Genomic DNA, 26128 nt, shown 5'->3' on the forward strand with positions numbered 1-26128 from the left:
GGCGGGGTGGTTGGGGGGTTGTTTCTTTGTGGGGGGGGTTTTTATTTTTTAAAACCCGGGGTGTGCGCCGGGCCTTTGGCCGATTGGGCACTCTGGCCGGGCACGACAGCGGTGTTCGAACTCGCAGGCCGTCGCCTCAATAAGAGGTGTCGTCCTGGCTTTCGCCAGGACGAGGGTGGTGTTTGCGGAAGTTGAGTGCCGGCCTCGGCCCTCACTCCGCCCCGATCGTCGTGAGATCCTGGAACCAGTGCTGCGCCTGCACGAACTGCTTGACCTTGGGCGACAGCGCGTGCGGGTTGGTGTCGTGCACCACCCACACCAGCGTGGCGTCGTCGACGATCAGCGCGTGCGCCTGCGCCAGCAGCTCGTCCTGCTTGGTGCTGTTGAAGGTCTGCTTGGCCTCGTCGATCAGCGCGTCAACCTTCGGGTTCTTGTAGCCGCCCCAGTTGACGCCGACCGGCGCGATCTGGCTCGAATGGAAGAAGCGGACGATGGCGTAGAGCGGGTCGGAGGTGACATAGGCGATGTTGTTGGCGGTGATGCCGGCGTTCATCTCGTCGGCCGCGCCCTTGCGCCAGTGCGTATAGAGTGTCTCGAGCTCGACGACCTTGAAATCGATGTCGATGCCGATCTCCTTGAAGCTCTGCTGCAAGAATTCGTTCATCGGCAGCGACAGCATCTGGCCGGTGCCGCCCTGTGCGATGATGAAGGTCGCCTTCAGCGGCTTCGCCTTGGAGTAACCGGCTTCCTCGACCAGCTTCTTCGCCGCGGCGACGTCGTATTTCAGCTCGAAGCTCGGCTTGCCGAACCACGGGCTCGACGGATCGACCTGGCCCTTGGCGGGTTTTGCAAGCCCATTCATCAGTCCAACGACTGCCTCACGATCGATGGCGAGGTTCAGCGCCTTGCGCAGGCGGATGTCGGTCCAGGGCGAACCCGGCAGCACGCTCAGATGATAATTCCAGACATGCGGCGTGACGTTATCGACGAGTTTCATGCCGGCGGCCTTGAGCTGCGGCACGGCATCCGGCGCCGGCGTCTCGATCAGATCGACTTGCCCGGCGAGCAGCGCATTTGTGCGCGTCAGCGCTTCCGGCATCGGCACCAGCACGAGCTTGTCGACTTTGGGAATGCGCTTCTTGTTCCAATAATCCGGATTCTTGGTGAGCTCGGCGAGTTCGCGCGGCACCAGCTTTGTCAGTTTGAACGGGCCGGTCCCTGAGGGCTGGCTGGCGAACTTGTCCCAATCCTTGCCGAGCTTTTCGTATTGCGTCGGGCTCGACACCAGGAACCACAACATCTGATAGGGAAAGAAGGAATCGACCGTCTTGGTGGTGATCTCCACCGTGGAGTCGTCGATCTTGGCGTAGCTCGCGACCGAAGGCAGGCGGGTCTTGACCTGGGCGCTCTGGCGCTTGTCGAATTGCGGCGCCTTGTCGTTGAGCACCTTGTCCAGATTCCAGATCACGGCATCGGCGTTGAACTCGCTGCCGTCGTGAAACTTCACGCCCTTGCGCAAGGTGAAGCGCCATTTGGTCTTGTTCTCGTCATCGACTTTCCACTCTGTGGCCAGTCCCGGCACCAGCTTTCCCGGGCGGTCGGCGACGTCCATCTCCCAAGCCACGAGCGGATCGTAGATGGTGTAGGCCGTGAACTGGTAGGCGCCGGCGCCGCGATCGGGCTGGCCGGTGGTCAGCGGGATGTCCGCCATCGAGATGCCGTAGCGCAGCACCGTTTCGGCGCCCGCCGGAATCGCGGACAGCGCCAGTGCAAGCACGGCGAAACAGGTCGATAGTCGGATACGCATAGGCCAAAGCTCCAGGGAAGACTTCAAGGATAATCGGAGCCAAACCTGCAATCTTGATGCCAGAATAGGCAGCGAGGCGCTTTTGCCGAGGCTCATCACAAGGACTTGTCGTCGCAGGGGCAATTTGCAGAAAAAGTTTCCCCATTGGCATAGCCATTGCATACGTTTGCATCAAAATTAGTCATCGAAGCCGGAAAAAGGATTGAGGCAATGCTGATCAATAAAAACAAGACCCGCGCGGCGCTGATCGCGTTGCTGGCGCTCGGCAGCGCGGCTGCGTGGCCGCGCGTCGCAAGTGCCGACACCGTGCTGCGCATCGCCATGACCGCTGCCGATATTCCGCGCACGCTGGGTCAGCCCGATCAGGGTTTTGAAGGCAACCGCTTCACCGGCCTCACCATGTACGACGCGCTCACCGGCTGGGATCTGTCCTCGGCCGACAAGGCGAGCGTGGTGATCCCCGGCCTTGCCACCGAGTGGAAGGTCGACGATGCCGACAAGACAAAATGGACTTTCAAGCTGCGGCCGGGTGTCACCTTCCATGACGGTTCGCCGTTCAACGCAGACGCGGTGGTGTGGAATGTCGAGAAGGTGCTGAAGCAGGACGCGCCGCAATTCGACGCCAGCCAGGTCGGCGTCACGGCCTCGCGCATGCCGACGCTGGCGTCCGCGAAGAAGATCGACGACATGACGGTCGAGCTCACCACCAAGGAGCCCGACAGCTTCCTGCCGATCAACCTCACCAACCTTTTCATGGCGAGCCCGGCGAAGTGGCAGGCCTTCTACGACAAGGCGGAGGGCGCCGACACCAAAGCCAAATCGCAGGCTGCCTGGACCGCGTTCGCCAAGGACGCTTCGGGCACCGGCCCGTGGAAGATGGCAGGCTTCACCCCGCGCGAACGGCTCGAGCTGGTCAAGAATGCGAGCTACTGGAACAAGGACCGCGTGCCCAAGGTCGACAAGATGGTGCTCTTGCCGATGCCGGAAGCAAATGCGCGCACCGCAGCGCTGCTTTCCGGGCAGGTTGATTGGGTCGAAGCCCCGGCGCCGGACGCGTTGCCCGAGCTCAAGCAGCGCGGCTTCAAGCTCTACGCCAACGAGCAGCCGCATGTCTGGCCGTGGCAGTTCTCGCGCGTCGAGGGCTCGCCCTGGAACGACATCCGCGTCCGCAAGGCCGCGAACCTCTGCGTCGATCGCGAGGGCCTCAAGGACGGCCTGCTCGCGGGGCTGATGGTGCCGGCGACCGGCACCTTCGAGCCTGGACACCCCTGGCGCGGAAAGCCGACCTTCGAGATCAAGTACGACAAGGCTGCTGCGCAGAAGCTGATGCAGGAGGCAGGCTTCGGCCCGAACAAGAAGTTGACGGTGAAAACCCAGACCTCGGCCTCCGGCTCGGGCCAGATGCAGCCGCTGCCGATGAACGAATATCTCCAGCAGGCACTCGCCGAATGCTATTTCGACGTGCAGCTCGACGTCATCGAGTGGAATACGCTGTTCACCAATTGGCGCCGCGGTGCCAAGGATCCCAGCGCCAACGGCTCGAACGCGACCAACGTCACCTACGCGGCGATGGATCCGTTCTTCGCGCTGGTGCGCTTCCTGCAATCGGGCATGGCCCCGCCGGTCTCGAACAATTGGGGTTTCATCAACAACCCCAAGTTCGACGAACTGGTGAAGAAGGCGCGGCAGACCTTCGATCCCGGTGCCCGTGACGCCGCGCTCGCCGAACTGCACGCGGCCTCCGTCGACGATGCAGCCTTCCTCTACGTCGCCCACGACGTCGGCCCCCGCGCCATCAGCCCGAAGGTGACAGGCGTCGTGCAGCCAAAGAGCTGGTTCATCGACTTCTCGCTGGTGTCGATGCAGTAGTTCGCGCCACACGCACGCTGCACCCTCTCCCCTTGTGGGAGAGGGTGGCTTCGCCTCGGCGAAGCCGGGTGAGGGGTCTCTCTCCGCGAATGCGGACCTCTCAACTGACGCAGTATCATTCGCGGAAACAACCCCTCATCCGGCGCTTCGCGCCACCTTCTCCCGCAAGGCGAGAAGGGAAGAAAAGAAACAACGTGCTCGCCTATATCGCCAGACGCATCGTCTACGTCGTCCCGATCGTCATCAGCGTCGCGCTGGTATGTTTTCTGCTCGTGCACATTACGCCGGGCGATCCGCTGGTGGCCGTGCTGCCGGCCGACGCCTCGCAGGAGCTCGCCGCGCAGCTCCGTACCGCCTACGGTTTCGACCGCCCGCTGCCGGTGCAGTTCGGGCTTTGGCTGCTCCGTGCGCTTCATGGCGATCTCGGCAATTCCATTGCGACCGGGCGCCCGGTGCTGGCCGAGGTCATGCGCGCGGTCAGCAACACCGTCACGCTGGCGATTGCGGCGGCCATCATCGGCTTCACCATGGGCGTCCTGCTCGGACTGATCGCCGGCTATTTCCGGGAGACCTGGATCGACAAGCTGGCGACGTCCTTTGCCATCGCCGGCGTTTCGGTGCCGCATTACTGGCTTGGCATGGTGCTCGTCATCATCTTCTCGGTTCAGCTGAACTGGCTGCCCGCCGTCGGCGCCGGACCCGGCGGCTCGGCCGCCTGGGCTTGGGACTGGGCGCATTTGCAGTATCTCGTGCTGCCGGCGATCACGACCTCCGTGATTCCGATGGGCATCGTCACCCGCACGGTGCGCGCGCTGACCGGCGACATTCTCAGCCAGGATTTCGTCGAGGCGCTGCGTGCAAAAGGCCTGCATGAGCGCGGCGTATTCCGTCACGTCATCAAGAACGCCGCGCCCACCGCGCTCGCGGTGATGGGACTTCAACTCGGGTACATGCTCGGCGGCTCGATCCTGATCGAGACCGTGTTCTCCTGGCCGGGCTCGGGCTTTCTGCTCAATTCCGCGATCTTCCAGCGCGACCTGCCGCTGCTCCAGGGCACGATCCTGATCCTGGCGCTGTTCTTCGTCTTCCTCAATCTGCTGGTCGACATCGCGCAAGCCGCGATCGACCCACGCATCAAGCGGGGCTAGCGATGAGCGAGCTTCCGTTGTCTGTCACCAGCGATGCGGCGCTTCAGTCCGCTCCCGCGACGAAGGCGCGCGGCTATTGGGCGACCGTCGGCCGCCGTATCCGGCGCGACAAGGTCAGCATGGTCTGCGCGCTGGTGCTGCTGCTGATCTTCCTGTCCGCGATCGTTGCGCCGTGGCTCGGTCTGGAAGATCCCTACAAGGGCTCGATGATCCGCCGCCTTCGGCACATCGGCACAACCGGCTACCCGCTCGGCACCGACGAGCTTGGCCGCGACATGCTGGCGCGACTGATCTATGGCGGCCGGCTGTCGCTCCTCATCGGCATCTTGCCTGTGATCCTCGCCTTTTGCATCGGCACCTCGCTCGGCCTCGTTGCCGGCTATGTCGGCGGCAAGCTCAACACCGCGATCATGCGTACGATCGACGTGTTCTACGCCTTTCCGTCCGTGTTGCTGGCGATCGCGATCTCCGGCGCGCTGGGCGCGGGCATCCTCAATTCCATCGTGTCGTTGACCGTCGTGTTCGTGCCGCAGATCACCCGCGTCGCCGAAAGCGTCACGACAGGCGTGCGCAACATGGACTTCGTCGACGCCGCGCGTGCCTCCGGTGCCGGTCCATTCACGATCATGCGCGTGCATATTCTGGGCAATGTGCTCGGTTCGATCTTTGTCTATGCCACCAGCCTGATCTCGGTCTCGATGATCCTTGCGGCGGGCCTGTCCTTCCTCGGCCTCGGTACCAAGCCGCCTGAGCCGGAATGGGGTTTGATGCTGAACACCTTGCGCACCGCGATCTACGTCAACCCCTGGGTCGCCGCGCTCCCCGGCGCGATGATCTTCGCGGTCTCGATCTGCTTCAACCTGCTCTCGGACGGCCTGCGCAGCGCCATGGACATCAGGAACTAGCCATGAGCGAAACCAACGTCTCCGTCGCGATGCTGGAGCCGGTCGAGGACCGCGGCGGCGTCGCGCAGCCGCTGCTTCAGGTCAACGGCCTGACCAAGCATTTCCCGGTTCGTGGCGGCCTGTTCGCCGCAAAGCGCACCGTGCGTGCGGTTGATAATGTCTCGTTCACCGTCGCCAAGGGCGAGACCGTCGGCATCGTCGGCGAGTCCGGTTGCGGCAAGTCGACCACCGCGCGGCTGCTCATGCATCTGATGCCGCGCGACACCGGCGACATCATCTATGACGGCATGAGCGTCGGCCAGTCGCTCTCCTTGCGCGAGCTGCGCCGCGGCATGCAGATGGTGTTCCAGGATTCCTACGCCTCGCTCAATCCGCGCCTGACCATCGAGGAATCGATCGCCTTCGGCCCAAAGGTGCATGGTATGGCCGACGGCGCCGCGCGCGCGCTGGCGCGCGAGCTGCTGGGCAAAGTGGGCCTGGTTCCTGCAAATTTCGCCAACCGCTACCCCCATGAGATCTCGGGGGGCCAGCGCCAGCGCGTCAACATCGCGCGTGCGCTGGCGCTGTCGCCGCGGCTGGTGATCCTCGATGAAGCGGTCTCCGCGCTCGACAAATCGGTCGAGGCGCAGGTGCTCAATTTGCTTGCCGATCTCAAGAGCGAGTTCGGGCTGACCTATCTCTTCATCAGCCATGATCTCAACGTCGTGCGCTACATCAGTGATCGCGTGCTGGTGATGTATCTCGGCGAGGTCGTCGAGCTCGGCCCGGTCGACCGGGTCTGGGACCAGCCGGCGCATCCCTATACGCGCGCACTTCTTGCTGCGATGCCGTCCTCGGATCCGGACCGCCGCACCGAGACGCCGCCGATCACGGGCGATCCGCCCAATCCGATCGATCCGCCCTCGGGCTGCCGCTTCCACACCCGTTGCCCGTTTGCGGAGCCGCTCTGCGCAAATGCGACACCAAAACTCACCGCGCTCGATAGAATGGGCCACGAGGCCGCGTGCTACATGGCGATCCCGGGTTCAGGCCATAGCCGCGCGCCGAAGGAGGAAACCGCATGACGAGACCGACGACAAAAGAGATCAAGGCGACGGCACAGGTCGCCGGTGTTCCCGTCGACGACGAGGTTGCGACGCGCATCTCCAACTCCATCGGACCGGCCTTCGAGGGCTTTGCGGCCATTGCCGGCACGTTGCCGTTCGATCTCGAGCCCGCGCTCTATCCGATCGCGCAGACTGCGAAGCTGTTGAAATGAGCACCGAGCCCGAATTGAGGACGCTTTCCGAGGTTGCGCGCGCGATCGCGATGAAGCAGGTGTCCTCGCACGAGGTGACGCGTGCGCTGCTGCATCGTATCGCGCAGTGGCAGCCGCATCTCAACGCCTTCATGTCGATTGAGGCAGAGGCGGCGCTGAAGGCCGCCGATGCTGCCGACGCAGAACTCGCCAAGGGCGAAGTCCGCGGTCCGCTGCACGGCGTGCCGCTCGCGCACAAGGACATGTACTACGACGCCGGCCACGTCGCGACCTGCGGCTCGCTGATCCGCCGCGATTTCGTTCCGACCGTCACCTCCACCGCCTTGCAGCGGCTGAAGGACGCTGGCCAGGTTCGGCTCGGCACGTTGCATCTCGCCGAATTCGCCTATGGCCCGACCGGCCATAACGCCCATTACGGCCCGGTTCGCAATCCCTGGAACGTGGCGCACATCACCGGCGGCTCGTCGTCGGGCTCGGGCTCGGCGGTCGCGGCGCGACTGACCTATGCCGCGCTCGGCTCCGACACCGGCGGCTCGATCCGCATGCCCGCGCATTTCTGCGGCGTGACGGGATTGAAGACCACCGTTGGCCGGGTCAGCCGCGCCGGCGCGATGCCGCTGTCGCAGTCGCTCGACACGGTCGGGCCGCTCGCCCGCACCGCCGAGGATTGCGCGCTGCTGCTGGCGCTGATGGCCGGCCCTGATCCCGAGGATTCGACCACGAGCCGTGAGCCGCTGTCCGACTATGTCGGCGCGACCAAGGGCTCGCTGAAGGGCCTCAAGATCGGCGTCCCCTCGTCCTTCTATGTCGACGATCTCGACGGCGAGGTCGCGCGCGTGCTGGACGAGACCATCGCGGTGCTCAAGCGTGAGGGCGCCGACATCGTCACGGTCGAGCTGCCCGACCAGCGGCAATTGTCCTCGGCAAGCCAGCTCGTGCTTGCAGCCGAAGCCGCCGCCTTCCACAAGCGCTGGATGATCGAGCGGCCGCAGGATTACGGCCCACAGGTGTTGATGCGGCTTCAGAACGGGCTCGCGGTCCCCGCCATCACCTACCTCGAGGCGATGCGCTGGCGCGGACCTGCGCTCGCCGCGCACAACGCTGCGACATCAGGTGTCGACGCGATTATCGCGCCGGCGTCCCCGGTGCCGGCGCCGACGATCGAGGAGAGCGACGTCGGCGGCGGGCCGAACGCGCCGGCGCTGTTGCAGCGGCTGACGCTGTTCACCCGCCCGGTGAATTATCTCGGCCTGCCGTCGCTCACGGTGCCCTCGGGCTTCACCAAGAGCGGACTTCCGATCGGCATGCAGTTGATCGGCCGCTCGTTCGATGAGGCGACCTTGCTCACCATCGGTGCCGCATTCCAGCGGGCCACCGACTACCACGACAGGCTGCCGAAGCTTCCGTCATGACCAAGCTCGTCGAGATCTCAGGCCTCAACATCCGCTTCACCGGCGAGCGCACGGTCTATGCCGTGAACGATCTCAGCCTCTCGCTCGGCGACGGCGAGGTGCTGGGCCTGCTCGGAGAGTCCGGCTCGGGCAAGAGCGTGACCTTGCGTGCGCTGATGCGGCTGTTGCCGAAGAAGCGCACGCAGATCACGGGCAAGGTCAACGTCATGGGCCGCGACGTGCTGGCCATGAACGACGAGCAGCTGTCGTCGTTCCGCGGCCAGACGGTGTCGATGATCTTTCAGGAGCCTGCGCTTGCGCTCGATCCGGTCTACACCATCGGGACGCAGATCGCCGAAAGCGTCGTGCGTCACGAATGCAAGTCTTACGCGGAGGGCAGAGCGCGCGCACTCGAAATGCTCGAGGTCGTGCGCATTCCTTCCGCAAAACGCCGGCTCGATGCCTATCCGCATGAGATGTCCGGCGGCATGCGTCAGCGCGCGATGATCGCGCTGGCGCTCGCGTGTCGGCCCAAGATATTGCTCGCGGACGAGCCGACCACGGCGCTCGATGCCACCGTGCAGATCCAGATCCTGCTGCTGTTGCGCGAGCTGCAGCGCGAGTTCGGCATGTCCGTCATCTTCGTCACCCACGACATCGGCGTCGCCATCGAGATCTGCGACCGGGTCGCGGTGATGTATGCCGGCCAGATCGTGGAGCAGGGCACGCTTCGCGACATCGTCCGTTCGCCGGTGCATCCCTATGCCAAGGGCCTGCTCGCCTCGACCGTCCACGGGGCCAAGCGGGGACAGCGGCTCGAGACCATCCCCGGCGCCCCGCCGTCGCTTGGCGAGAGGCCGCACAACTGCTCCTTTGCGCCCCGCTGCGCCGTAGCCCAGCCGCGCTGTCTGGAGCAACTGCCAGGGAATGTGGAGGTCGGGCCGGGCCGGGCGGCACGGTGCGTGCTGGCGGAGCCGGTCACCGCGCTGTCGTGATATTTGGACCGCAAGCGGGGAACAGCATTCACACCTCGTTCATCCCGGTTCCGCTTCCATGGAACCGTTCACGGAGAGGGGATCTCACTTATGTACATTTCCAATGAAGGCCTGCTTGTCATCCTGTTCGTCGGCCTCGTCGCTGGTTGGCTGGCCGGCAAGGTGGTGCGCGGAACCGGGTTCGGCATCATCGGCGACATCGTGGTCGGCATCGCCGGCGCGCTGGTGGCAAGCTTCCTGTTTCCGAAGCTCGGCATTCGCATCGGCACCGGGCTGATATCCGAGATCGTCTATTCCGCGATCGGCGCGGTCATTCTGCTGCTGGTGGTACGGCTGGTCCGCGGCGGCGGCCGGTTTTAATGGCGCCCGAGTTCGATTGATCGAACTTTTGACCTCTCCCCGCCCGGGGAGAGGTGACATGTCTGCAAGAAAAAGCCGCAAGATCGTGAGATTCCGGACTTGCGTGCAAGGCCGGTCGGGGGTGATGTGGGCCATGGGGGTCCCGGGTATTCGACTGCGTTGGGCGACGAGCGCAAACGCGATGTTAATCCGGGTCAATTACTCCTGAATTTGCCTTTGAAATCAGGGGCTTTGGCCCCTACCCGAAAGAGATCAGACTGATGGCAGCCGTTCCCGGCGTCCGCCGCTCAGAGCTCGGTGATGCGCTGCGCGCCTGTCGCACGGCCTTTATCGGCGTCGGCTTGATGAGCTGCATGATCAACCTGCTCTATCTGACCGGGTCGATCTTCATGCTGGAGGTCTACGACCGGGTGCTGCCGAGCCGCAGCATTCCGACCCTGGTCGGCCTGATCGTCCTCGCCAGTTTCCTCTACATGGCGCAGGGCGTGCTGGACATGATCCGCAACCGGATCTTGGGCCGGGTCGGCACCGCGCTGGACGAAGCCTTGAACAAGCGGGTGTTCGACACCATCGTGCGCCTGCCGCTGCTGGTCGGCAGCCGCAACGAGGGGCTTCAGCCGCTGCGCGATCTCGACAATGTCCGCTCCTTCCTCGGCGGCATGGGCCCGAGCGCGTTTTTCGACCTGCCCTGGCTGCCGCTGTATCTCGCCATCTGTTTCGCCTTCCACGTCATGATCGGCGTCACGGCGCTCGTCGGCGCGGTCATCCTGGTCGGGTTGACGCTGGTCACCGAGTTCATGTCCCGCCAGCCGGCGCGCGAGGCGATGGGGCTTGCCGCCCAGCGCAACGATCTCGCCCAGGCCAGCCGCCGCAACGCGGAAGTCATGGTGTCGATGGGCATGGCGGGGCGGATGAACGCGCGCTGGAGCGAGGCCAACGAAAAATATCTCGACGGCAACCAGCGTGCGAGCGACGTCGCCGGCGGTCTCGGCGCAGTCGCAAAAGTGCTGCGCATGATGCTGCAATCGGCCGTGCTCGCGGTTGGTGCCTATCTCGTCATCCACCAGGAGGCGACCGCCGGCATCATCATCGCCGGCTCGATCCTCTCGGCCCGTGCGCTCGCGCCGGTCGACCTCGCGATCGCGCACTGGAAATCCTTTGTCGCGGCACGCCAGAGCTGGCACCGCCTGACCCGCCTTCTGGAGCAGATGCCGGCGCAGACGATGCCGACCCAGTTGCAGGCGCCCACCAGCCGCCTCTCGGTCGAAGGCATCGCCATGGTGCCCCCGGGCGACCAGCGCCTCATCGTGCAGGACGTCACCTTTGCGCTCGAAGCCGGCAACGGCCTTGGCGTGATCGGACCGAGCGGCTCCGGCAAGTCGTCGCTGATTCGTGCGCTGGTCGGCGTCTGGCAACCGGTCCGCGGCAAGGTGCGGCTCGACGGCGCGGCGCTCGACCAATGGTCGTCGGACATGCTCGGGCGCCACATCGGCTATCTGCCGCAGGACGTCGAATTGTTCGGCGGCACCATCGCGCAGAACATCAGCCGTTTCGACCCGGAGGCCACCTCTGACGGCATCATCGCGGCCGCCAAGGAAGCCGGCGTGCACGAGATGATCATCAAGATGCGCGAGGGCTACAACACGCAGGTCGGCGAGCAGGGCACGGCGCTCTCCGCGGGCCAGGCGCAGCGGGTGGCGCTGGCGCGCGCGCTCTATGGCAACCCGTTCCTGATCGTGCTCGACGAGCCCAATTCCAATCTCGATACCGAAGGCGACGAAGCGCTGACCCGCGCCATCCGCGCGTCGCGCGAGCGCGGCGCCATCGTCATCGTGGTGGCGCACCGCCCGATCGGAGTCGAAGCGGTCGACCAGATCCTGGTGCTGCGCGACGGTCGCATGCAGGCCTTCGGGCCCAAGGAACAGGTGCTCGCCCAGGTGCTCCAGCCGCGCGTGACGCCGCCAGCCCCGATCAAGATCGTCAGCGAAGGCGGAGCCAAGGCATGAGCACGATGGCGCTCGGCGGCGCGAAGCCTGCCGCGAAGCGGACCGTACGGCAGTCGATCCGGTTCCACCTGATGCTCGGGCTTGGGATCGTGCTGGTCCTCCTGATCGGCCTCGGCGGCTGGGGGTCGACAGTGCAGATCTCCGGCGCGCTGATCGCGCCGGGCCAGATCGTGGTCGAGTCCAACGTCAAGAAAGTGCAGCATCCGACCGGCGGCGTCGTTGGCGAGCTGCGCGCGCGCGATGGCGACGTGGTCAAGGCCGGCGACATCGTGGTGCGGCTCGATGACACTGTCACCAAGGCCAACCTCGCCATCGTCACCAAGAATCTCGACGCCGCGCAGGCGCGCACGGCGCGGCTTCAGGCCGAGCAGCGTGGTCTCGACAAGGTCGAATTCCCACAATCGCTTCTCGATCGCGGCAACGAAAACGACATCAAGACTTTGCTCGATGCCGAAACCAAGCTGTTTGACGTGCGCGTCAACGGCCGCGCTGGCCAGAAGGCGCAGCTTCGCGAGCGCATCCAGCAACTCAACGAGGAGATCCAGGGCCTCTCCGCGCAGGAGAGAGCCAAAGACAGGGAAATCTCGCTGGTGCAGCAGGAACTCGTCGGTGTCCGGGATCTCTATGACAAGCACCTGGTGCAGATCTCCCGCCTGACCACGCTCGAACGCGATACTGCCCGCCTCAACGGCGAGCGCGCGCAATACATCGCCTCGCGCGCGCAGGCCAAGGGCAAGATCACCGAGACTGAGCTCCAGATCATCCAGGTCGACAAGGACATGGTCAGCGAGGTCTCCAAGGATCTGCGCGAGACCAACGACAAGATCGGCGAAATGATCGAGCGCAAGGTCGCCGCCGAGGACCAGCTTCGCCGCGTCGACATCCGCGCGCCGCAGGACGGCATGGTGCTGCAATCGACCGTGCATACCGTTGGTGGCGTCATCACCGCCGGCGACGCCCTCATGCTGATCGTGCCGCAGGCCGACGATCTCCAGGTCGAGGCCAAGGTCAATCCGGTCGATATCGACAAGCTCCAGATCGGCCAGAAGACGCTGCTGCGCCTGTCCGCCTTCAACCAGCGCACCACGCCGGAGCTCAACGGCGTCGTCAGCCGCGTCTCGCCCGACGTCACCACCGATCAGCGCACCGGCCAGAGCTACTACACCATCCGCGTCTCGCTGTCCGCACAGGAGGTCGCCAAGCTCGGTGACTCCAGGCTGATTCCCGGCATGCCGGCGGAAGCCTTCGTTCAGACCGGCGACCGCACCATGCTGTCCTATCTGATGAAGCCGCTGCACGACCAGTTCATGCGCGCGTTCCGGGAGAAGTGACGCGCGACGGCGCGTCCTCGCCTCTTTCGTCATTGCGAGCGTAGCGAAGCAATCCAGGTTGCCTCCGCGGCCAGATTTCTGGATCGCTTCGCTACGCTCGCAATGACGGGCGGCTTCTTTCTTGCTTTAGTTTTCTTGCTATAGTTCGATTCAGCCCCAGCAACCCGGCGTCGAACAATGCAGTCCATCCAATCCCCACCCTCGGTCGTCACCGAATCCTTCTCCAACGCCGGCCTCGCCGTCGCCCGCCTCGAAGAGATCTACGAGCGCAACACGAAGTTCCTGCGTGACCGGTTCGAAGCTTACGTCAACGGCGAGGCAATCACGACGCGGGTGCGGGCCTTCTATCCCTTCGTCCGTGTCACCACCGCGACGCATGCGCGGCTGGATTCGCGTCTCGCCTACGGCTTCGTCGCGCGACCCGGTGTGCACGAGACCAGCGTCACGCGTCCGGATCTGTTCCGGACCTATCTGACCGAGCAGATCGGGCTGTTGATCCAGAACCACGGCGTCCCGGTCGAAATCGGCGAGTCCAGCGAACCGATCCCCGTTCACTTCGCCTATCGCCGCGACATCAACATCGAAGCCGCCATCACCACCAGCGAGAACTCGCCCGTCACACGATCGCTGCGCGATGCGTTCGACGTGCCTGATCTGGCCACCATGGACGATGCTATCGCCGACGGCACTTTCGAGCTTCAGCCCGGCGCGCCCGAACCGCTGTCCCTGTTTCGGGCGGCCCGCGTCGACTACTCACTGCGCCGGCTCTACCACTACACGGGCACCGACCCCGAATTTTTCCAGAACTTCGTGATCTTCACCAACTACCAGTTCTACGTCGACGCCTTCGCGCAGCTCTGTCAGCAGCGGCTTCAGGCTGGCGAGGCCGGCCTCGACGCTTTCGTTGCTCCAGGCAACGTGATCACGCGCAGCGGCGGCGCGACGACAGGCGTTGCGCCCGCGCGCGCGCCGCAAATGCCAGCCTTCCATCTGGTCGCGCCCGGCTATCGCGGCATCACCCTGATCAACATTGGCACCGGTCCGTCCAACGCGCGTAACGTCACCGACCATGTTGCCGTGCTGCGGCCCCATGCCTGGCTGATGCTCGGCCATTGCGCGGGCCTGCGCAACACGCAGCGGCTCGGCGACTACGTGCTCGCCCATGGCTACGTGCGCGAGGATCATGTGCTCGATCGTGAGTTGCCGCTATGGGTGCCGATCCCGGCGCTCGCGGAGATGCAGGTCGCGCTCGAGGAGGCGGTCGAGGACGTCACCGGGCTCGAAGGGTTCGAGCTCAAGCGCCTGATGCGGACCGGCACCGTCGCGAGCGTCGACAACCGCAATTGGGAGATCAGCGGGCCCGATGTCATTCGTCGCTTGTCGCATTCGCGCGCGGTTGCGCTCGACATGGAATCGGCCGCGATTGCCGCCAACGGCTACCGCTTTCGCGTCCCCTACGGCACGCTGCTGTGCGTCTCGGACAAGCCTCTGCACGGAGAGATCAAACTCGCAGGCATGGCCAGCGAATTCTACCGCCGCCGTGTCGGCCAGCATCTCGAGATCGGCCTGAAGGCGCTGGAACGGCTCAAGCAGCAGGAATCCGAGCGGCTGCATTCGCGAAAGCTCCGCAGTTTTGCCGAAGTTGCGTTCCAGTAGGCGAAGGCTTGCCTTTGCTGCTGACAAGCAGCGGGATTTTCGGCATTTTCGGCGCGGGGGGCGACCGGGACGACTTAATGCCACTCATGCGCGACAGGATCATTGGCCATGATCTCGAACGGCTTGCCTTTCGCTTCACCATGCTGAACGACGGCGAGGTCGTGCAGTGCCAGATCAGCGACGCCGCGATGGACGAGCTTGCGGGCATGCAGGGCACCGAAAGCAGCGCGCGGCAGGCCCAGTTCTTGTCGCTGCGCGAGACCATCGAGCGGCTTGCGTCAGACCTCTACGACGAGGCGCCGCGGGTCAGGGGACATGTGGTGCGGATCTTTACGCGACATTTGCAGCGGTAATTCCGCTCCAGGCTTCGTCGTCATGCCCGGAGCAGTTCGTCAGTTGGTCAAGATCCAGTCTTGCCGGGCTTACCTTCCCGCTGGCGGCCTTTCGATGATCGTCAATTCCTCTAAAGCATTCGCTAACCAAGCAACCTTTTCGCGGCAATCTTAAGACCTGCGAAACCAGACGTTATACGACTATGAATTGATGGCCCGTAGAGGTTAGGTCACGAAAATGGAGCCTCACGAGTGCTCGCGTGACAAAAGAGATTGTTGGAAACGACGCGATCCGCGGGCATGACGTCAACCCGGGCAAGACGCTGCCAAAGAGTTGGCGGCTTGCAATTGCCGTAGCGATCGGATGCGGACTCCTGGGCCTTGCGCTCCGCTACGTCGCCCGGAAGCACGCGACCGACGACGCCATTCAGCATCTGATCCCCTGGTATGTCTTCGCGCGCGATCACGGTGTCGCCGGGCTGGCCGAAGCCTTTACCAACTACACGCCGTTCTACAGCTACCTCCTGCTGATTGCCGCCCGATTTGATTGGCTAGGCGAGCCACTTTCCCTCGTGAAAGCGATCTCGGTAGTATTCGAATTGGGCTGCGCGATCGCCCTGGCCCAGATCGTCTGGAGAGCGACAAGGCTGCCATTGCGCGCCTCCCTGGCCTTCTGCGCTGTTTGGCTTGCACCGACGGTGATCTTCAACGGCGCAATGTGGGCGGAGAGTGATTCGATCTGGACCTTCTTCACCCTGGTTTCCGTCGCGCTGTTCATGCGAGACCGAAACGGCGTTGCGTCATTTGCGATGGCCTTTTCGATGAAGGCTCAGGGCGTGTTCCTGGGACCCTTCGTGCTCGGCATGGTTCTGCGCCGCAGGATCCACCTGGCATGGCTCGCCACCGTTCCCGGGATCTATGTGGTTCTCGCCATTCCGGCTCTCGTCGCCGGCAGATCCTTGGCCTCCGTGCTCGCGGTCTATTTGGACCAGGCTCACACATTCAATCGCCTCACCATGAACGCGGCCAACATCTGGGTGTTGGCCGGGGGAATGCCGTACACGATCGGGGTCGCCGTCGGTATGGTGCTCGCGGCGGGGAGCGGGCTCGCCTTGTCGATCTTCATCGCGCGCTCTCAACGGACGGGGCCGGAGTTTATTCTCCTCGCAGCGTGTGTATCGCTGATGCTCATGCCGTATCTGCTCCCGAAGATGCACGAGCGGTATTTCTACGCGTTCGAGCTTGCGTCGATCGCGCTGGCCTGCCTCAATCCGCGCTATGTGGCCTTCGCGGTGATTGCTCAGGTCAGCGGCGTGCTTTCCTATCTCGCGTTCGAAAGCGGAATCGTCCTGGGCGTGCTGCCGGCGGCACTCTGCAACAGCCTTCTCGTATACTATCTCGTGCTTGATCTTTGGCACGGCGAGCGTGGATTTCGCTTTCCGAGGCTTGCCTGGCTCGGCTTCATCGCGTCGACCGCGGGATTGTTCGCTTATCTGGTCATCCAAGGGCCCGGTTTGAACATATCGCCCGTGTACCTGCTCACCACGGGTCTCGTCACAGCTGCGGCGCTGCTGCTCCTGAAAGAGTCGCGTTGCGACCTGGCCGGCCCGGACCAGTTGCCTCAATCCTGAGCGTCCCGCTTCATCCGGCCATCAGCTGTCAAACATGATCACGCTGCGCAGCGTCTTGCCGGCCTTCATGGCGGCAAAGCCTTCGTTGATCTCGGAGAGCTTCAGCTTGGCCGAGATCCAGTCCTCCAGGTGCAGCCGGCCGCGCAGGTAGAATTCCACCAGCCGCGGCATGTCGACGCGAAAATGGTTCGAGCCCATCGATGAGCCCTGGATCCTGCGCTCGCGCAGGAAGTCGAAGCCATGCAGCTCGATCTTCTGGCCGAACGGAATCATCCCGACGATGGTAGCCGTGCCGCCCGAGGCGAGCATGCCGAAGGCTTGCTCGGCGGTCTCCTTGCGGCCGAGCACCTCGAAGGAATGATGCACGCCGCCATTGGTGAGATCGCGCACCTGCTTCACGACGTCGCCGTCTGCGGGGTTGATGATGTCGGTCGCGCCCAGCTTGGTCGCGAGCTGGAGCTTGGCCGGATTGGTGTCGATAGCGATGATGCGGCCGGCGCCTGCGATCTGAGCGCCGTTGATCGTAGCCATGCCAACACCGCCGCACCCGATCACGGCCACGGTCTCGCCGGCCGTCACCTTAGCCGTGTTCACGACCGCGCCGTAGCCGGTGATGACGCCGCAGCCGATCAGCGCAGCGAGATCGAGCGGCATCTCCTTGCGGATTTTGACGATCGCGTTCTCGTGCACCAGCATCTGCTCGGCGAAGGACGAGAGGTTGAGAAACTGATGCAGCTTCTCGGAGCGGGTCCATTGCATCCGATTGGAAGCCCCCGGCAGCAGTTTTACCGTGGTGTCGGTGCAGAGCACCGTCCGGCCCGTGGTGCAATTGTCGCAGGTGCCGCAGAACACCGAAAGACAGGTGACGACATGATCACCGGGCTTCACATAAGTTACGTCGGAGCCGACCTGCTCGACGACACCGGCCGATTCGTGGCCGAGGACCGCAGGCAGCGGATGCGGATACAGGCCTTCCATGAAGTGCAGATCGGAGTGGCAGAGACCTGCGACCGACGTCCGGATCAGGACCTCGCGCGGGCCGGGCTTCGGCAGGCTGACATCCTCGATGACCAGGGGCTTGTTGACTTCATGGAGGACGGCGGCCTTCATCGAGCACTCCCTATCGCTTTTTTTGCTTTGAACGCGGGTGCAGCCTACGCTGCCAGAACCAGTTCGCCAACCTCGCTCATGCCGGCATCACGCTCGCCGAGCAGCAGCGCCGCGATCTTCTGCTGTACTGCATTTTCCGTCAGCCGGAACGGGTCGCTCGGCGACACCCGGTGATCAATGACCAGCCGCGACAACAATAGTCTTCGCGCATCGCCACGCATGTCGTGAATACGATGTGCCTCCCAGGCGAGCGCGACGGCGCTGGCGACATGATAGAGCAGGCTGGTGGCGCGGCGCGCATCGGCCTCATTGTCGGCCTTTCCTGCGACCTCGCGTGCGAAGCCGACCGCGCGATCGGTGAGAGTGTGCAGCCGGTCGCGCCAGGCCTGCGGCACCGAGAGGCTGTCATCTAGCCGGGCGTGCAGATCGGCGGCGAGCGCGGATTCGGCGCCGTGGCGGCCGACCGCGCGCCTCAACGCATCAATCGCGACGATGTTGCCGGTGCCTTCCCAGACCGAGCCGAGATGCGCGTCGCGCAGCAGGCGGGCGGTCGCGAACTCCTCGATATAGCCGATGCCGCCGCGCATCTCGAGCGCATCACCGCACACTTTTCTCGCATCGCGCGTGGCGCGGAATTTCAGCGTGGGGGTCAGGATGCGCAGCAGCGCGGCCGCGTCCTGGCTGCCGGCCTCGGCGCGGTCGAGCGCGTCGGCGGTGAGAAAGCTCATCGACAACGCCTGCTCGACCGGCAGCATGATCTTCAGCATCTGGCGCCGGCCCAGCGGCAGATCGATGATGCGGTTGCCGAACACCACGCGGTTCTTCGCGACCGTCATCGCGTCATGGTAGGCCCGCCGCATCAGCGCGGTGGATTTGACGCCATTTGAAAGCCGCGACGAGTTCACCATTTCGGCCATCTGCACGAAGCCGCGGTCGAGCTTCCCGACCGCGTAGGCGATCGCGCCTTCGAGCTTGATTTCACCCGAGGCCATCGAGCGCGTGCCGAGCTTGTCCTTCAGACGCACGATCCGGTAGTGGTTCTGCGAACCGTCGTCGAGGAAGCGCGGCATCAGGAACAGGCCGACTCCGCGCGTGCCGGGGCCGGCGCCTTCGGGGCGCGCCAGCAGCATCACGACTTTTGCGTCGGCGTTGGAGCAGAACCATTTTTCGCCGGTGAGGCGCCAATGGTCGCCGTCCTGCACGGCCGTCGTGGTCAGCGTGCCGACGTCGGAGCCGCCTTCCTTCTCGGTCATGAACTGGCCGCCTTGCGTCAGCTTGCTCATGTCGGTCTGGGTCAGACCATCGAGATATTTCGCCTTCAGCGCTTCGCTGCCGAAACTCGCGAGCAGCTTGGCGCAGCCATCGGTGACGTTGATCGGGCAGCCCATGCCGAATTCGGTCTGGTTGAACAGGAAGGTGAACGCGTGCTTGGCGACGACGGGATATTTGTCCGGCCAGCCCATGATGCCCTTGCGGATCGAGAGCGCGTGGATGCCGAACTCGCCGAAGGCTGCCTTCTCCAACTCGCGATAGGCCGGGTGATATTCGATCCGCTGCACGTCGCGGCCGAACTTGTCGCGCTGATGCAGTACCGGCATATGCCTGTCGGCAAGCCGCGCGCAGTCGTCGAGATGTCCGCCGGCGAGTTCGCCGAGGCGATCGAGATGCGGCTCGATGTGGCGGAATAGCGTCTCCGGCAGATGAATGCTCAGGAGATCGGTGAGGGCCGGATCGGCGCGGTAAAAATTCATGCCGGTGGTATCGGGAGCCAGCAGTCCGGATGGTGCGGCCGCGACCTGTTTTGCCTGCGCGGGGGCCGGCTTGTGCATGATCGTCCTCTTCGTTTCCGCCTTGCGGTCATTTTGCGCTGATTTGGCGCTTGCCGCTTGAGATGATGTCGATCATGCTCCAGTCGCGAAAGCGGATAAAGCCGCAAATTGTCAGGGAGGCATGATCGCCGCGTGGGAGCAATTCGCTCTGCGGAATTGTGATCGTCCCGGGTGGTTGTCCGCGCGGACCGTGCATAGATCAGCGGCTTCCCGTCTTCGAGAGATCACGTCATGGAACACCCGAAATACAAGATCGCCCTCATCGTCGGCGCCGGCGAAGGCCTGAGCGCCTCGCTGGCGCGGCTGTTGTCCGCCCAGGGCATCCGCGTGGCGCTGGCCGCGCGAAAAATCGAGAAGCTCGGCGCGCTCTGCAGCGAGACGGGCGCCAAGGCCTATGCCTGCAATGCCACCGACCCTGATGAGGTCGAACGCCTGTTCGGCCTGGTCGAGCGCGAGATCGGCACGCCCGATTTGGTCGTCTATAACGCCAGCGGCCGCGCGCGCGGGCCGTTCGTCGATCTCGTTCCGGCCGACGTGGCGCAGGCTATTGCGGTCAGCGCCTATGGCGGCTTCCTGGTGGCGCAGCAAGCGGCTAGGCGCATGCTGCCGAACCAGCACGGCGCGATCCTGTTCACCGGCGCTTCGGCTAGCGTCAAGGGCTATGCACAGTCCGCACCGTTCGCGATGGGCAAGTTTGCACTGCGCGGGCTGGCGCAGAGCATGGCGCGCGAATTGTCGCCGCAAGGCATCCATGTCGCACATTTCGTGATCGATGGCGGCATCAGGAGCGCAGCGCGCACGGAAGCGCCGGAGAAGCCGGATTCGATGCTCGATCCCGATGCCATCGCGGCGAGCTACTGGAACGTGCTGCAGCAGCCGCGCAGCGCCTGGAGCTGGGAGCTGGAGCTGCGGCCCTGGGTGGAGAAGTTTTGAAGGCAAGCTGCCGTAGGGTGGGCAAAGGCGCATAGCGCCGTGCCCACCATCAACGACGAAACAGCAATTGGTGGGCACGCTTCGCTTTGCCCACCCTACAAGGGCGGGAATCATGACCACGGACACCATCATCGATACCGGCACCAGTGATCTTCTCTGCGTGATCCGCGATCGCGTCGCATTGATCACGCTGAACCGGCCGGAGGCGCGCAACTCGCTGTCAGACGCGCTGACCCCGGCGCTGCGCACGATGATTCGCACCTGCGGCGAGAACCCCGATGTCGGCGCGCTGCTGATCACCGGCGCGGGCGAAGCGTTCTGCGCCGGCGGCAACGTCAAGGGCATGGGCGCGCATCGCGACCCCAAGAAGCTGGAGATGTCGCTGGAAGATCGCATCGCCGATCTCCAGGAGCGGCAGCGCCTGCTCACCGGCGCGCTGGTGTCGGTGCGCAAGCCGACCATCGCGGCGCTGCCGGGGCCGGCGGTCGGGGCGGGGCTCGCCATCGCCATGGCGTGCGACATCCGCATCGCCGCGCAATCGGCCTTCGTCGCCACCGGCTATGCGCGCATTGCGCTCAGCGGTGATTATGGCATCGCGTGGCTGTTGACGCGCCTCGTCGGCACCGCGCGGGCGCGCGAGCTGCTGTTTACCGGCGATCGGGTCGATGCTGCAAGGTGCGAGGCCATCGGCCTCGTCAACCGCGTGGTGCCCGATGACGAATTGCAGGCGGAGGCCTTCGCCCTGGCAAAGTCCTTGGCTGGAGGTCCGCGCCTCGCGCTGCGCTACATGAAGGATAATCTCGACGAGGCTCTGCTGTTCGACTTCGAAACCGCGCGCGACCACGAAGCCGAACGCCTGGTCCGCCTGACTACGACCGCCGATCACAAGGAAGCGGTGCAGGCGTTCATCGAGAAGCGCAAGGCGGTGTTCACGGGGAAGTAGCGGCGAAAAAAATGCCCGGCTCTGGTTTTGGCCAGGCCGGGCTCGAGTGGTGTCAGGCCGAGGCTGAGGGGCTATCGGCCTGACGGGAAAGAGCGACGAGACGCCAACTCGCGCACGGAATATCCTTCGGTGCGACGGAGATCCCCTTGTCGAAGCGCACCAGCTTCCAATCGTCAGGATGTTTGACGAAGGCGAAGCCCGATTTGCGCGCGAGCGAGATCATAGACGCGTTGGAGCGTAGCGTGTCGCCGAACATGTGGTCGGCGCCGAGCGCGGCGGCGCGGCATTCGAGATTCTTCATCAGCACGGTGGCGATGCCGTGGCCCTGCCAGCGGTCCGCAACCGACAGGCCGAATTCAAGCGTCTCAGTTTCGGCATGCAGTGCGTAGCGCGCTTCGGCGACGATGGTCTCGAAGCCGTCGACCATCATGGTCGCCACCACGGTAAAACGTTCGCGCTCGCCGATCTGGAGGAATTCGTGGAGCAGGCCCTGCGGCAGTTCGCTGATCGCACCGAAGAAGCGGTTGTAGCGGGAGCGCGTCGAGAGCGAGCGAAAATAGTGCTGGAGCTCCTCGGTGTCGCGCGGCTCGACGAAGCGCACGCGCAGCGCCTCGCCGTGTCGCGTGCGCAGCGTGTCCGAATACTGCTTCAAATCTTCCAGGCGAAGGCTGCTCATGACACCGCGCCCCCAAGGGGACCAAAGGGAAAAGGGACCGCCGGCGCCCCACAGTCAGGCGGCGCCGGCCTGGCGGCCAATCAGGCCCGCCAGAAGGGTTTGTCGGCCTCGTAGGCCACATCGCTCCAGGACAGCCCGACGTCCTGAAGGTCACGCGCGGACCAGTTGGTGAGCTCACGCCGGGTCCGGTAGCGCTCGTGCCAGACGTGAAGGGTCTCGCCGATCTGATGGATCAAGCCGGGCGCATGATGATTTGTCATCGAATTCTGGGTCAAAGTAGACATTGTCAGCTCCTGGAGCTAAGTTGACCGCTAATATCTGCTTCCTGATGCACTGCGACAAACGACAATTTGTACTCTTTCGCATGAAATAACGTCATGTATCCTGCTGCCAGATGACTGCCAGATTGCCCTCCCTGAACGGATTGCGGGCCTTTGAGGCCGCCGCGCGCCATCTCAGCTTCACGCTGGCGGCGTCCGAGCTGAACGTGACCCAGACCGCGATCAGCCATCAGATCCGCAGGCTCGAGGAGGAGCTCGGTATCCGCCTGTTCGTCCGGCAGAACCGCGCGCTGGCGCTGACGGCCGAGGCGCGCGACTATTTGCCGGGCGTCCGCGCCGCCTTCAACGACCTCCGGCTTGCCACCGATCGGCTGCTGCGCAAGGACGACGACAAGGTGCTGACGGTTTCGACGCTGGCCTCGCTTGCCGCCAAATGGCTGCTGCCGCGGCTGACCGATTTCCAGGAGCACCATCCGGGCATCGACGTTCGCATCACCACCTCGACCGGCCTCGTCGACTTCCAGCGCGACAATGTCGACGCCGCGATCCGCTACGGGCGCGGCCAGTGGCCGGGCTTGCGCGCCGACTGGCTGATGGCGGACGAGCTGTTTCCGGTCTGCAGCCCGTCTCTCCTCCGTGGCGACAAGCCGTTGCGCTGTCCGGAGGACCTCAAGAGCCACATGCTGCTGCACACCTCCAATGCCAACAGCGACGACTGGCGGCTGTGGTTGACCGCGGCAGGTCAGCCGGCCGACATCGCCAGGCAGCCCGGCATCACCTTCGACATGATCTTCATGACAATCCAGGCCGCGATCGACGGCATCGGCGTGGCGATGGGGCGGACCTCCTACGTCCAGGACGACATCGCCAAGGGCCGGCTCGTGGTTCCCTTCAAGATCGCGCTGCCGGCCGATGCCGGCTTCTACCTGGTCGCGCCGGAGGGCCGCCGCGGGGCGCCGAAGCTCGCCGCATTCCGCGATTGGATGATCACTGCAACGCAGAATAAAGCCTGAGATCGTGCCGGCGCATGTCCGGCCACCTGCTTCTCGCTACAACTCCACCACGACGTAATCGCTCTCGACCTTCACCGCGACAGTCTCGGCGACATACGGCCCCTTCACAACGCTCGCACCCGGCTCGACATGAGCCGGATAGGCCTTCACGCGGAAGCGGCGGGGGTCGCAATAGGACTGGCCGGTGCGGATGTCGAACTCCCAGCCATGCCATGGGCAGCGAATGATTTCGCCGAGCTTGGTGTATTCGATCTCGCCCGGATCCGTCGATTGCGCGAGCCCGATGAGCGGCCCCTCGCACAGCGCCGCGCCCTGATGCGGGCAGCGGTTCATCAGGCCGAAATATTCACCCTTGATGTTGAAGATTGCGATCGGCCGTCCGTCGATCTCCAGAAATTTTCGCGTGCCGGGCGGAAGCTCGTCGACCGCGGCAATCACATGCCGCGCCATCAACTGATCCCGTACAGCTTCTTCGCATTGCCGAGATAGAACGCCTCGCGGTTGTCGTCGCTGACGCCCGCGGGCAGCACGCGCGACGGCTCGTCGTAATCCCAGTGCGGATAGTCGGTCGCGAACAGCAGCCGGTCCCAGCCGATCCACTTGATGACGTCGAACAGATCCTCGCGCCGCTCCGGATCCTCCATCGGCTGCGTCGTCCACCACACCTGCTCGCGGATATATTCGGACGGCGGCCGTTTGACGTGCGGCACCTCGCTCCGCAGCCGCTGCCAGACCTTGTCAAGTCGCCACGCCAGCGACGGCGCCCAGCCGAAGCCGGCCTCGATCATCACCATCTTCAACTTCGGGAAGCGCTCGAACACGCCCTCCAGCACGAGGCTCGCGAGCGCCGATTGCTGGCACTGCGAATGGCCGACCATCTCCTCGATGTAATAGGAAGGCCAGCCCGACGGCGTGATCGGGTTGCCGCCGAAGCCGAAGGCGTGGACGCCGACGGGAAGGCCGGCCTCTTCCGCGGCCTGATAGATCGGCCAGTAGCGGCGCTGGCCGAGCGGCTCGACATTGCGGCTGAGCAGCAGCACCTGCACGAAATTCTTGTCGCCGGCGCGCTCGCGGATTTCCGCGGCGGCCGACAGCCCGTCCTCATTGCCGACGACGATGGACGCCTTCAGCCGCTTGTCCTTGCTGGTCCATTTGTCGATCTGCCAGTCGTTGATCGCCGAGCACAAGGCGGCCGAGAGCTCGTGATTGCGGATGCCCTGTCCGGTGTTGAGGGGATTGAGCACGCCGAGCTGCACGTTGTGGGGATCGAGCAGCTGCTTCTGCATGAAGGACAGCGATGAGCCCTGCGGCCCGCCTTCCGGCGGATAGGCGTCGCGGCGCGAGGCGTTGGGCTGGGCCTTCGGATAGGGCGGACCTTCCATCATGCCCTGATAGGCATGGACGCCATAGATTTCGAGATGATGCTGCCAGCGTTTGGCGAGGTAAGGATAGAGTTCGGCGCGGGTCGCGCGTGCCGGATGGATGTCGCAGTCCGCGATCGCGGTTTTGACGGCGAGTGGGGAAGCGGCTTCGGAGCTTTCGCGGAACTGAATATTCATCGCCTTGCCTCCTTGGCAGCGGCTAAGTCAGGCGGGGATAGGTCGCATGCGGATTATCGATCATGATCTTGCGCACGAGATCGGGGGTGAGACCTGCGGGCAGCGCCTCCTGGCCGTCGAACTGCCAGTGCGGATAGTCGGTGGAGAATAGGACTAATTCGTCCGACTGCATATGATCAAACAGGCGAATTAATGTCGCCTCATCCGGCGGCGCGTCGAATGGCTGCAACGAGAAGCGGATGTTGCTGCGCACAATCTCCAGCGGCGCGCGATCAACCCACGGCGTCTCCATCCGCACGCCCCGCCAGAACTTGTGAAGGCGCCAGAGAAAGGGCGAGATCCAGGACACGCCTGATTCCAGCATCACCATCTTCAGCCGCGGATATTTGGCGAATACGCCCTCGACGATCAGGCTGGTGAGCTGGGTCTGGAACGCCTGGGCCTGACCGGCATAATCCTCGATGTGGTAGGAACCCCAGCCCACGGCGGTCGGCGGGTTGTGATAGGCGGAACCGGCGTGAATGCCGATCGGCAGGTCCAGCCGTTCTGCTGCCTCGTAGATCGGCCATAGCGCGCGCTTGCCGAGCGGCGTATCGCCCATCACCAGCATCAGCACCTGCACGAAGCGTCGATCCGCCGCACAGCGCTCGATCTCGGCGACGGCCTTCTCGACGCTTTGGGTGGGGATCACGATGGAGCCGCGCAGCCGCTGATCGCGATCGAGCCATTCTTTCGTGAGCCACTCGTTCAGTGCGCGGCAGAAGGCGGCCTGCAGATCCTCGGAAAACACCATCTGCACGCCGTAGAGCGGATTGCAGATGGCATGCGAGAGCTGAAAGGGATCGAGCACATGGCGCTGCATGTCCGCAAGGCTCTCGCCCGGCTTGCCGCTTCCGGGGCGCCAGTCGGGCCGCGCCGTGATCGGCGAGTTTTGCGGGTAGGATTGCGAGATGAGATCGACCATGCCGCGCGTCGTCACCTGATCGCGCCAATAGTCGTTCAGGTACGGCAGCAGGCTGGTCAGATGCGGCACGGCCGGATGCACATCGCAATCCACCCCGCCGGCGATCAGGGACGCCATGACGTGTCCTTCGC

Annotated in this window: 24 protein-coding genes; 16 read left to right on the plus strand and 8 right to left on the minus strand. The window is 64.3% G+C overall.

The window, feature by feature from the left end; genetic code table 11:
* Nucleotides 1–211: 211 nt before the first annotated feature.
* Entirely contained in the window at nucleotides 212–1807 is a 1596-nt protein-coding gene (locus ABIC03_RS21735; protein ID WP_354060916.1) for an ABC transporter substrate-binding protein, read from the minus strand.
* Nucleotides 1808–2017: 210 nt separating this feature from the next.
* Between ABIC03_RS21735 and ABIC03_RS21740 the strand changes: the two genes are divergently transcribed.
* From ABIC03_RS21740 to ABIC03_RS21800, 13 genes are all read left to right on the plus strand, one after another.
* On the plus strand, nucleotides 2018–3676 hold the full coding sequence (locus ABIC03_RS21740) for an ABC transporter substrate-binding protein (protein ID WP_354060918.1): 1659 nt from the start codon (nucleotides 2018–2020) through the stop codon (nucleotides 3674–3676).
* Between the two features lie 194 nt (nucleotides 3677–3870).
* A complete protein-coding gene (locus ABIC03_RS21745; RefSeq protein ID WP_247362906.1) occupies nucleotides 3871–4824 on the plus strand; it encodes an ABC transporter permease in 954 nt (317 codons plus the stop codon).
* A gap of 2 nt (nucleotides 4825–4826) precedes the next feature.
* Entirely contained in the window at nucleotides 4827–5729 is a 903-nt protein-coding gene (locus ABIC03_RS21750) for an ABC transporter permease (protein WP_354060920.1), read from the plus strand.
* A gap of 2 nt (nucleotides 5730–5731) precedes the next feature.
* Nucleotides 5732–6793, plus strand: coding sequence for an ABC transporter ATP-binding protein (locus ABIC03_RS21755; protein WP_354060922.1), 1062 nt, complete (start codon nucleotides 5732–5734; stop codon nucleotides 6791–6793).
* Nucleotides 6790–6987: a hypothetical protein gene (locus tag ABIC03_RS21760; RefSeq protein WP_354060924.1), complete on the plus strand. Its 198-nt coding sequence runs from the start codon at nucleotides 6790–6792 to the stop codon at nucleotides 6985–6987. Before ABIC03_RS21755 ends, ABIC03_RS21760 begins: the two co-directional genes overlap by 4 nt.
* Entirely contained in the window at nucleotides 6984–8399 is a 1416-nt protein-coding gene (locus ABIC03_RS21765) for an amidase (protein ID WP_354060926.1), read from the plus strand. The genes ABIC03_RS21760 and ABIC03_RS21765 overlap by 4 nt, the downstream gene beginning before the upstream one ends.
* Nucleotides 8396–9373 (plus strand): ABC transporter ATP-binding protein, encoded by a 978-nt coding sequence (locus ABIC03_RS21770; RefSeq protein ID WP_354060928.1) that lies wholly within the window; start codon nucleotides 8396–8398, stop codon nucleotides 9371–9373. Before ABIC03_RS21765 ends, ABIC03_RS21770 begins: the two co-directional genes overlap by 4 nt.
* A 90-nt stretch (nucleotides 9374–9463) precedes the next feature.
* A complete protein-coding gene (locus tag ABIC03_RS21775; protein ID WP_275170797.1) occupies nucleotides 9464–9733 on the plus strand; it encodes a GlsB/YeaQ/YmgE family stress response membrane protein in 270 nt (89 codons plus the stop codon).
* Nucleotides 9734–9993: 260 nt separating this feature from the next.
* A complete protein-coding gene (locus tag ABIC03_RS21780) occupies nucleotides 9994–11739 on the plus strand; it encodes a type I secretion system permease/ATPase (RefSeq protein ID WP_354060930.1) in 1746 nt (581 codons plus the stop codon).
* Nucleotides 11736–13070, plus strand: a complete 1335-nt coding sequence (locus ABIC03_RS21785) for an HlyD family type I secretion periplasmic adaptor subunit (protein ID WP_354060932.1) — start codon at nucleotides 11736–11738, stop codon at nucleotides 13068–13070. The genes ABIC03_RS21780 and ABIC03_RS21785 overlap by 4 nt, the downstream gene beginning before the upstream one ends.
* Before the next feature lie 177 nt (nucleotides 13071–13247).
* Nucleotides 13248–14726 (plus strand): AMP nucleosidase, encoded by a 1479-nt coding sequence (locus tag ABIC03_RS21790; RefSeq protein WP_354060934.1) that lies wholly within the window; start codon nucleotides 13248–13250, stop codon nucleotides 14724–14726.
* A gap of 77 nt (nucleotides 14727–14803) precedes the next feature.
* Entirely contained in the window at nucleotides 14804–15079 is a 276-nt protein-coding gene (locus ABIC03_RS21795) for a DUF1488 family protein (RefSeq protein ID WP_026233404.1), read from the plus strand.
* Nucleotides 15080–15318: 239 nt separating this feature from the next.
* Entirely contained in the window at nucleotides 15319–16689 is a 1371-nt protein-coding gene (locus tag ABIC03_RS21800; protein WP_354060936.1) for a putative hexosyltransferase, read from the plus strand.
* Nucleotides 16690–16710: 21 nt separating this feature from the next.
* Here ABIC03_RS21800 and ABIC03_RS21805 read toward each other — a convergent pair whose 3' ends face one another.
* Nucleotides 16711–17799, minus strand: a complete 1089-nt coding sequence (locus ABIC03_RS21805) for a Zn-dependent alcohol dehydrogenase (RefSeq protein WP_354060938.1) — start codon at nucleotides 17797–17799, stop codon at nucleotides 16711–16713.
* Between the two features lie 44 nt (nucleotides 17800–17843).
* Nucleotides 17844–19628 carry an acyl-CoA dehydrogenase family protein gene (locus ABIC03_RS21810; RefSeq protein ID WP_354060940.1) on the minus strand — a complete coding sequence of 595 codons (1785 nt, stop codon included), beginning with the start codon at nucleotides 19626–19628 and terminating at the stop codon, nucleotides 17844–17846.
* Between the two features lie 231 nt (nucleotides 19629–19859).
* Between ABIC03_RS21810 and ABIC03_RS21815 the strand changes: the two genes are divergently transcribed.
* Nucleotides 19860–20561: an SDR family NAD(P)-dependent oxidoreductase gene (locus tag ABIC03_RS21815; protein ID WP_354060942.1), complete on the plus strand. Its 702-nt coding sequence runs from the start codon at nucleotides 19860–19862 to the stop codon at nucleotides 20559–20561.
* 112 nt (nucleotides 20562–20673) lie between these two features.
* Complete coding sequence (locus tag ABIC03_RS21820) at nucleotides 20674–21504, plus strand: enoyl-CoA hydratase (RefSeq protein WP_354060944.1); 831 nt, start codon at nucleotides 20674–20676, stop codon at nucleotides 21502–21504.
* 52 nt (nucleotides 21505–21556) lie between these two features.
* On the opposite strand, the gene ABIC03_RS21825 is transcribed toward ABIC03_RS21820, so the two are convergent.
* Together ABIC03_RS21825 and ABIC03_RS21830 are read right to left on the minus strand one after the other, a co-directional pair.
* Nucleotides 21557–22180 (minus strand): GNAT family N-acetyltransferase, encoded by a 624-nt coding sequence (locus tag ABIC03_RS21825; RefSeq protein ID WP_354060946.1) that lies wholly within the window; start codon nucleotides 22178–22180, stop codon nucleotides 21557–21559.
* A gap of 80 nt (nucleotides 22181–22260) precedes the next feature.
* On the minus strand, nucleotides 22261–22464 hold the full coding sequence (locus ABIC03_RS21830; protein ID WP_007599575.1) for a DUF1127 domain-containing protein: 204 nt from the start codon (nucleotides 22462–22464) through the stop codon (nucleotides 22261–22263).
* Between the two features lie 110 nt (nucleotides 22465–22574).
* Between ABIC03_RS21830 and ABIC03_RS21835 the strand changes: the two genes are divergently transcribed.
* Complete coding sequence (locus tag ABIC03_RS21835) at nucleotides 22575–23474, plus strand: transcriptional regulator GcvA (RefSeq protein ID WP_354060948.1); 900 nt, start codon at nucleotides 22575–22577, stop codon at nucleotides 23472–23474.
* A gap of 36 nt (nucleotides 23475–23510) precedes the next feature.
* Here the strand turns inward: ABIC03_RS21835 and ABIC03_RS21840 are convergent, their stop codons facing one another.
* From ABIC03_RS21840 to ABIC03_RS21850, 3 genes are read right to left on the minus strand one after another with little or no spacing between them, the layout of a single operon-like run.
* Nucleotides 23511–23924 carry a Rieske (2Fe-2S) protein gene (locus ABIC03_RS21840; RefSeq protein WP_354060950.1) on the minus strand — a complete coding sequence of 138 codons (414 nt, stop codon included), beginning with the start codon at nucleotides 23922–23924 and terminating at the stop codon, nucleotides 23511–23513.
* Entirely contained in the window at nucleotides 23924–25033 is a 1110-nt protein-coding gene (locus ABIC03_RS21845) for an amidohydrolase family protein (protein WP_354060952.1), read from the minus strand. The genes ABIC03_RS21840 and ABIC03_RS21845 overlap by 1 nt, the downstream gene beginning before the upstream one ends.
* 22 nt (nucleotides 25034–25055) lie before the next feature.
* Nucleotides 25056–26114, minus strand: coding sequence for an amidohydrolase family protein (locus tag ABIC03_RS21850; protein ID WP_354060954.1), 1059 nt, complete (start codon nucleotides 26112–26114; stop codon nucleotides 25056–25058).
* Nucleotides 26115–26128 lie beyond the last annotated feature (14 nt).

This window comes from Bradyrhizobium sp. RT6a (assembly GCF_040547675.1).
Classification (GTDB): Bacteria; Pseudomonadota; Alphaproteobacteria; order Rhizobiales; family Xanthobacteraceae; genus Bradyrhizobium.

Excerpts from the sequence above, each read along its gene's own strand:
- ABIC03_RS21795 (WP_026233404.1), top strand. The coding sequence starts at position 14,804 with ATGCCACTCATGCGCGACAGGATCATTGGCCATGATCTCGAACGGCTT.
- ABIC03_RS21755 (WP_354060922.1), top strand. The coding sequence starts at position 5,732 with ATGAGCGAAACCAACGTCTCCGTCGCGATGCTGGAGCCGGTCGAGGAC.
- ABIC03_RS21770 (WP_354060928.1), top strand. The coding sequence starts at position 8,396 with ATGACCAAGCTCGTCGAGATCTCAGGCCTCAACATCCGCTTCACCGGC.
- ABIC03_RS21780 (WP_354060930.1), top strand. The coding sequence starts at position 9,994 with ATGGCAGCCGTTCCCGGCGTCCGCCGCTCAGAGCTCGGTGATGCGCTG.
- ABIC03_RS21750 (WP_354060920.1), top strand. The coding sequence starts at position 4,827 with ATGAGCGAGCTTCCGTTGTCTGTCACCAGCGATGCGGCGCTTCAGTCC.
- ABIC03_RS21840 (WP_354060950.1), bottom strand. The coding sequence starts at position 23,924 with ATGGCGCGGCATGTGATTGCCGCGGTCGACGAGCTTCCGCCCGGCACG.
- ABIC03_RS21735 (WP_354060916.1), bottom strand. The coding sequence starts at position 1,807 with ATGCGTATCCGACTATCGACCTGTTTCGCCGTGCTTGCACTGGCGCTG.
- ABIC03_RS21825 (WP_354060946.1), bottom strand. The coding sequence starts at position 22,180 with ATGAGCAGCCTTCGCCTGGAAGATTTGAAGCAGTATTCGGACACGCTG.
- ABIC03_RS21820 (WP_354060944.1), top strand. The coding sequence starts at position 20,674 with ATGACCACGGACACCATCATCGATACCGGCACCAGTGATCTTCTCTGC.
- ABIC03_RS21815 (WP_354060942.1), top strand. The coding sequence starts at position 19,860 with ATGGAACACCCGAAATACAAGATCGCCCTCATCGTCGGCGCCGGCGAA.
- ABIC03_RS21845 (WP_354060952.1), bottom strand. The coding sequence starts at position 25,033 with ATGAATATTCAGTTCCGCGAAAGCTCCGAAGCCGCTTCCCCACTCGCC.
- ABIC03_RS21810 (WP_354060940.1), bottom strand. The coding sequence starts at position 19,628 with ATGCACAAGCCGGCCCCCGCGCAGGCAAAACAGGTCGCGGCCGCACCA.
- ABIC03_RS21740 (WP_354060918.1), top strand. The coding sequence starts at position 2,018 with ATGCTGATCAATAAAAACAAGACCCGCGCGGCGCTGATCGCGTTGCTG.
- ABIC03_RS21850 (WP_354060954.1), bottom strand. The coding sequence starts at position 26,114 with ATGGCGTCCCTGATCGCCGGCGGGGTGGATTGCGATGTGCATCCGGCC.
- ABIC03_RS21765 (WP_354060926.1), top strand. The coding sequence starts at position 6,984 with ATGAGCACCGAGCCCGAATTGAGGACGCTTTCCGAGGTTGCGCGCGCG.
- ABIC03_RS21805 (WP_354060938.1), bottom strand. The coding sequence starts at position 17,799 with ATGAAGGCCGCCGTCCTCCATGAAGTCAACAAGCCCCTGGTCATCGAG.
- ABIC03_RS21790 (WP_354060934.1), top strand. The coding sequence starts at position 13,248 with ATGCAGTCCATCCAATCCCCACCCTCGGTCGTCACCGAATCCTTCTCC.
- ABIC03_RS21835 (WP_354060948.1), top strand. The coding sequence starts at position 22,575 with ATGACTGCCAGATTGCCCTCCCTGAACGGATTGCGGGCCTTTGAGGCC.
- ABIC03_RS21760 (WP_354060924.1), top strand. The coding sequence starts at position 6,790 with ATGACGAGACCGACGACAAAAGAGATCAAGGCGACGGCACAGGTCGCC.
- ABIC03_RS21775 (WP_275170797.1), top strand. The coding sequence starts at position 9,464 with ATGTACATTTCCAATGAAGGCCTGCTTGTCATCCTGTTCGTCGGCCTC.
- ABIC03_RS21830 (WP_007599575.1), bottom strand. The coding sequence starts at position 22,464 with ATGTCTACTTTGACCCAGAATTCGATGACAAATCATCATGCGCCCGGC.
- ABIC03_RS21785 (WP_354060932.1), top strand. The coding sequence starts at position 11,736 with ATGAGCACGATGGCGCTCGGCGGCGCGAAGCCTGCCGCGAAGCGGACC.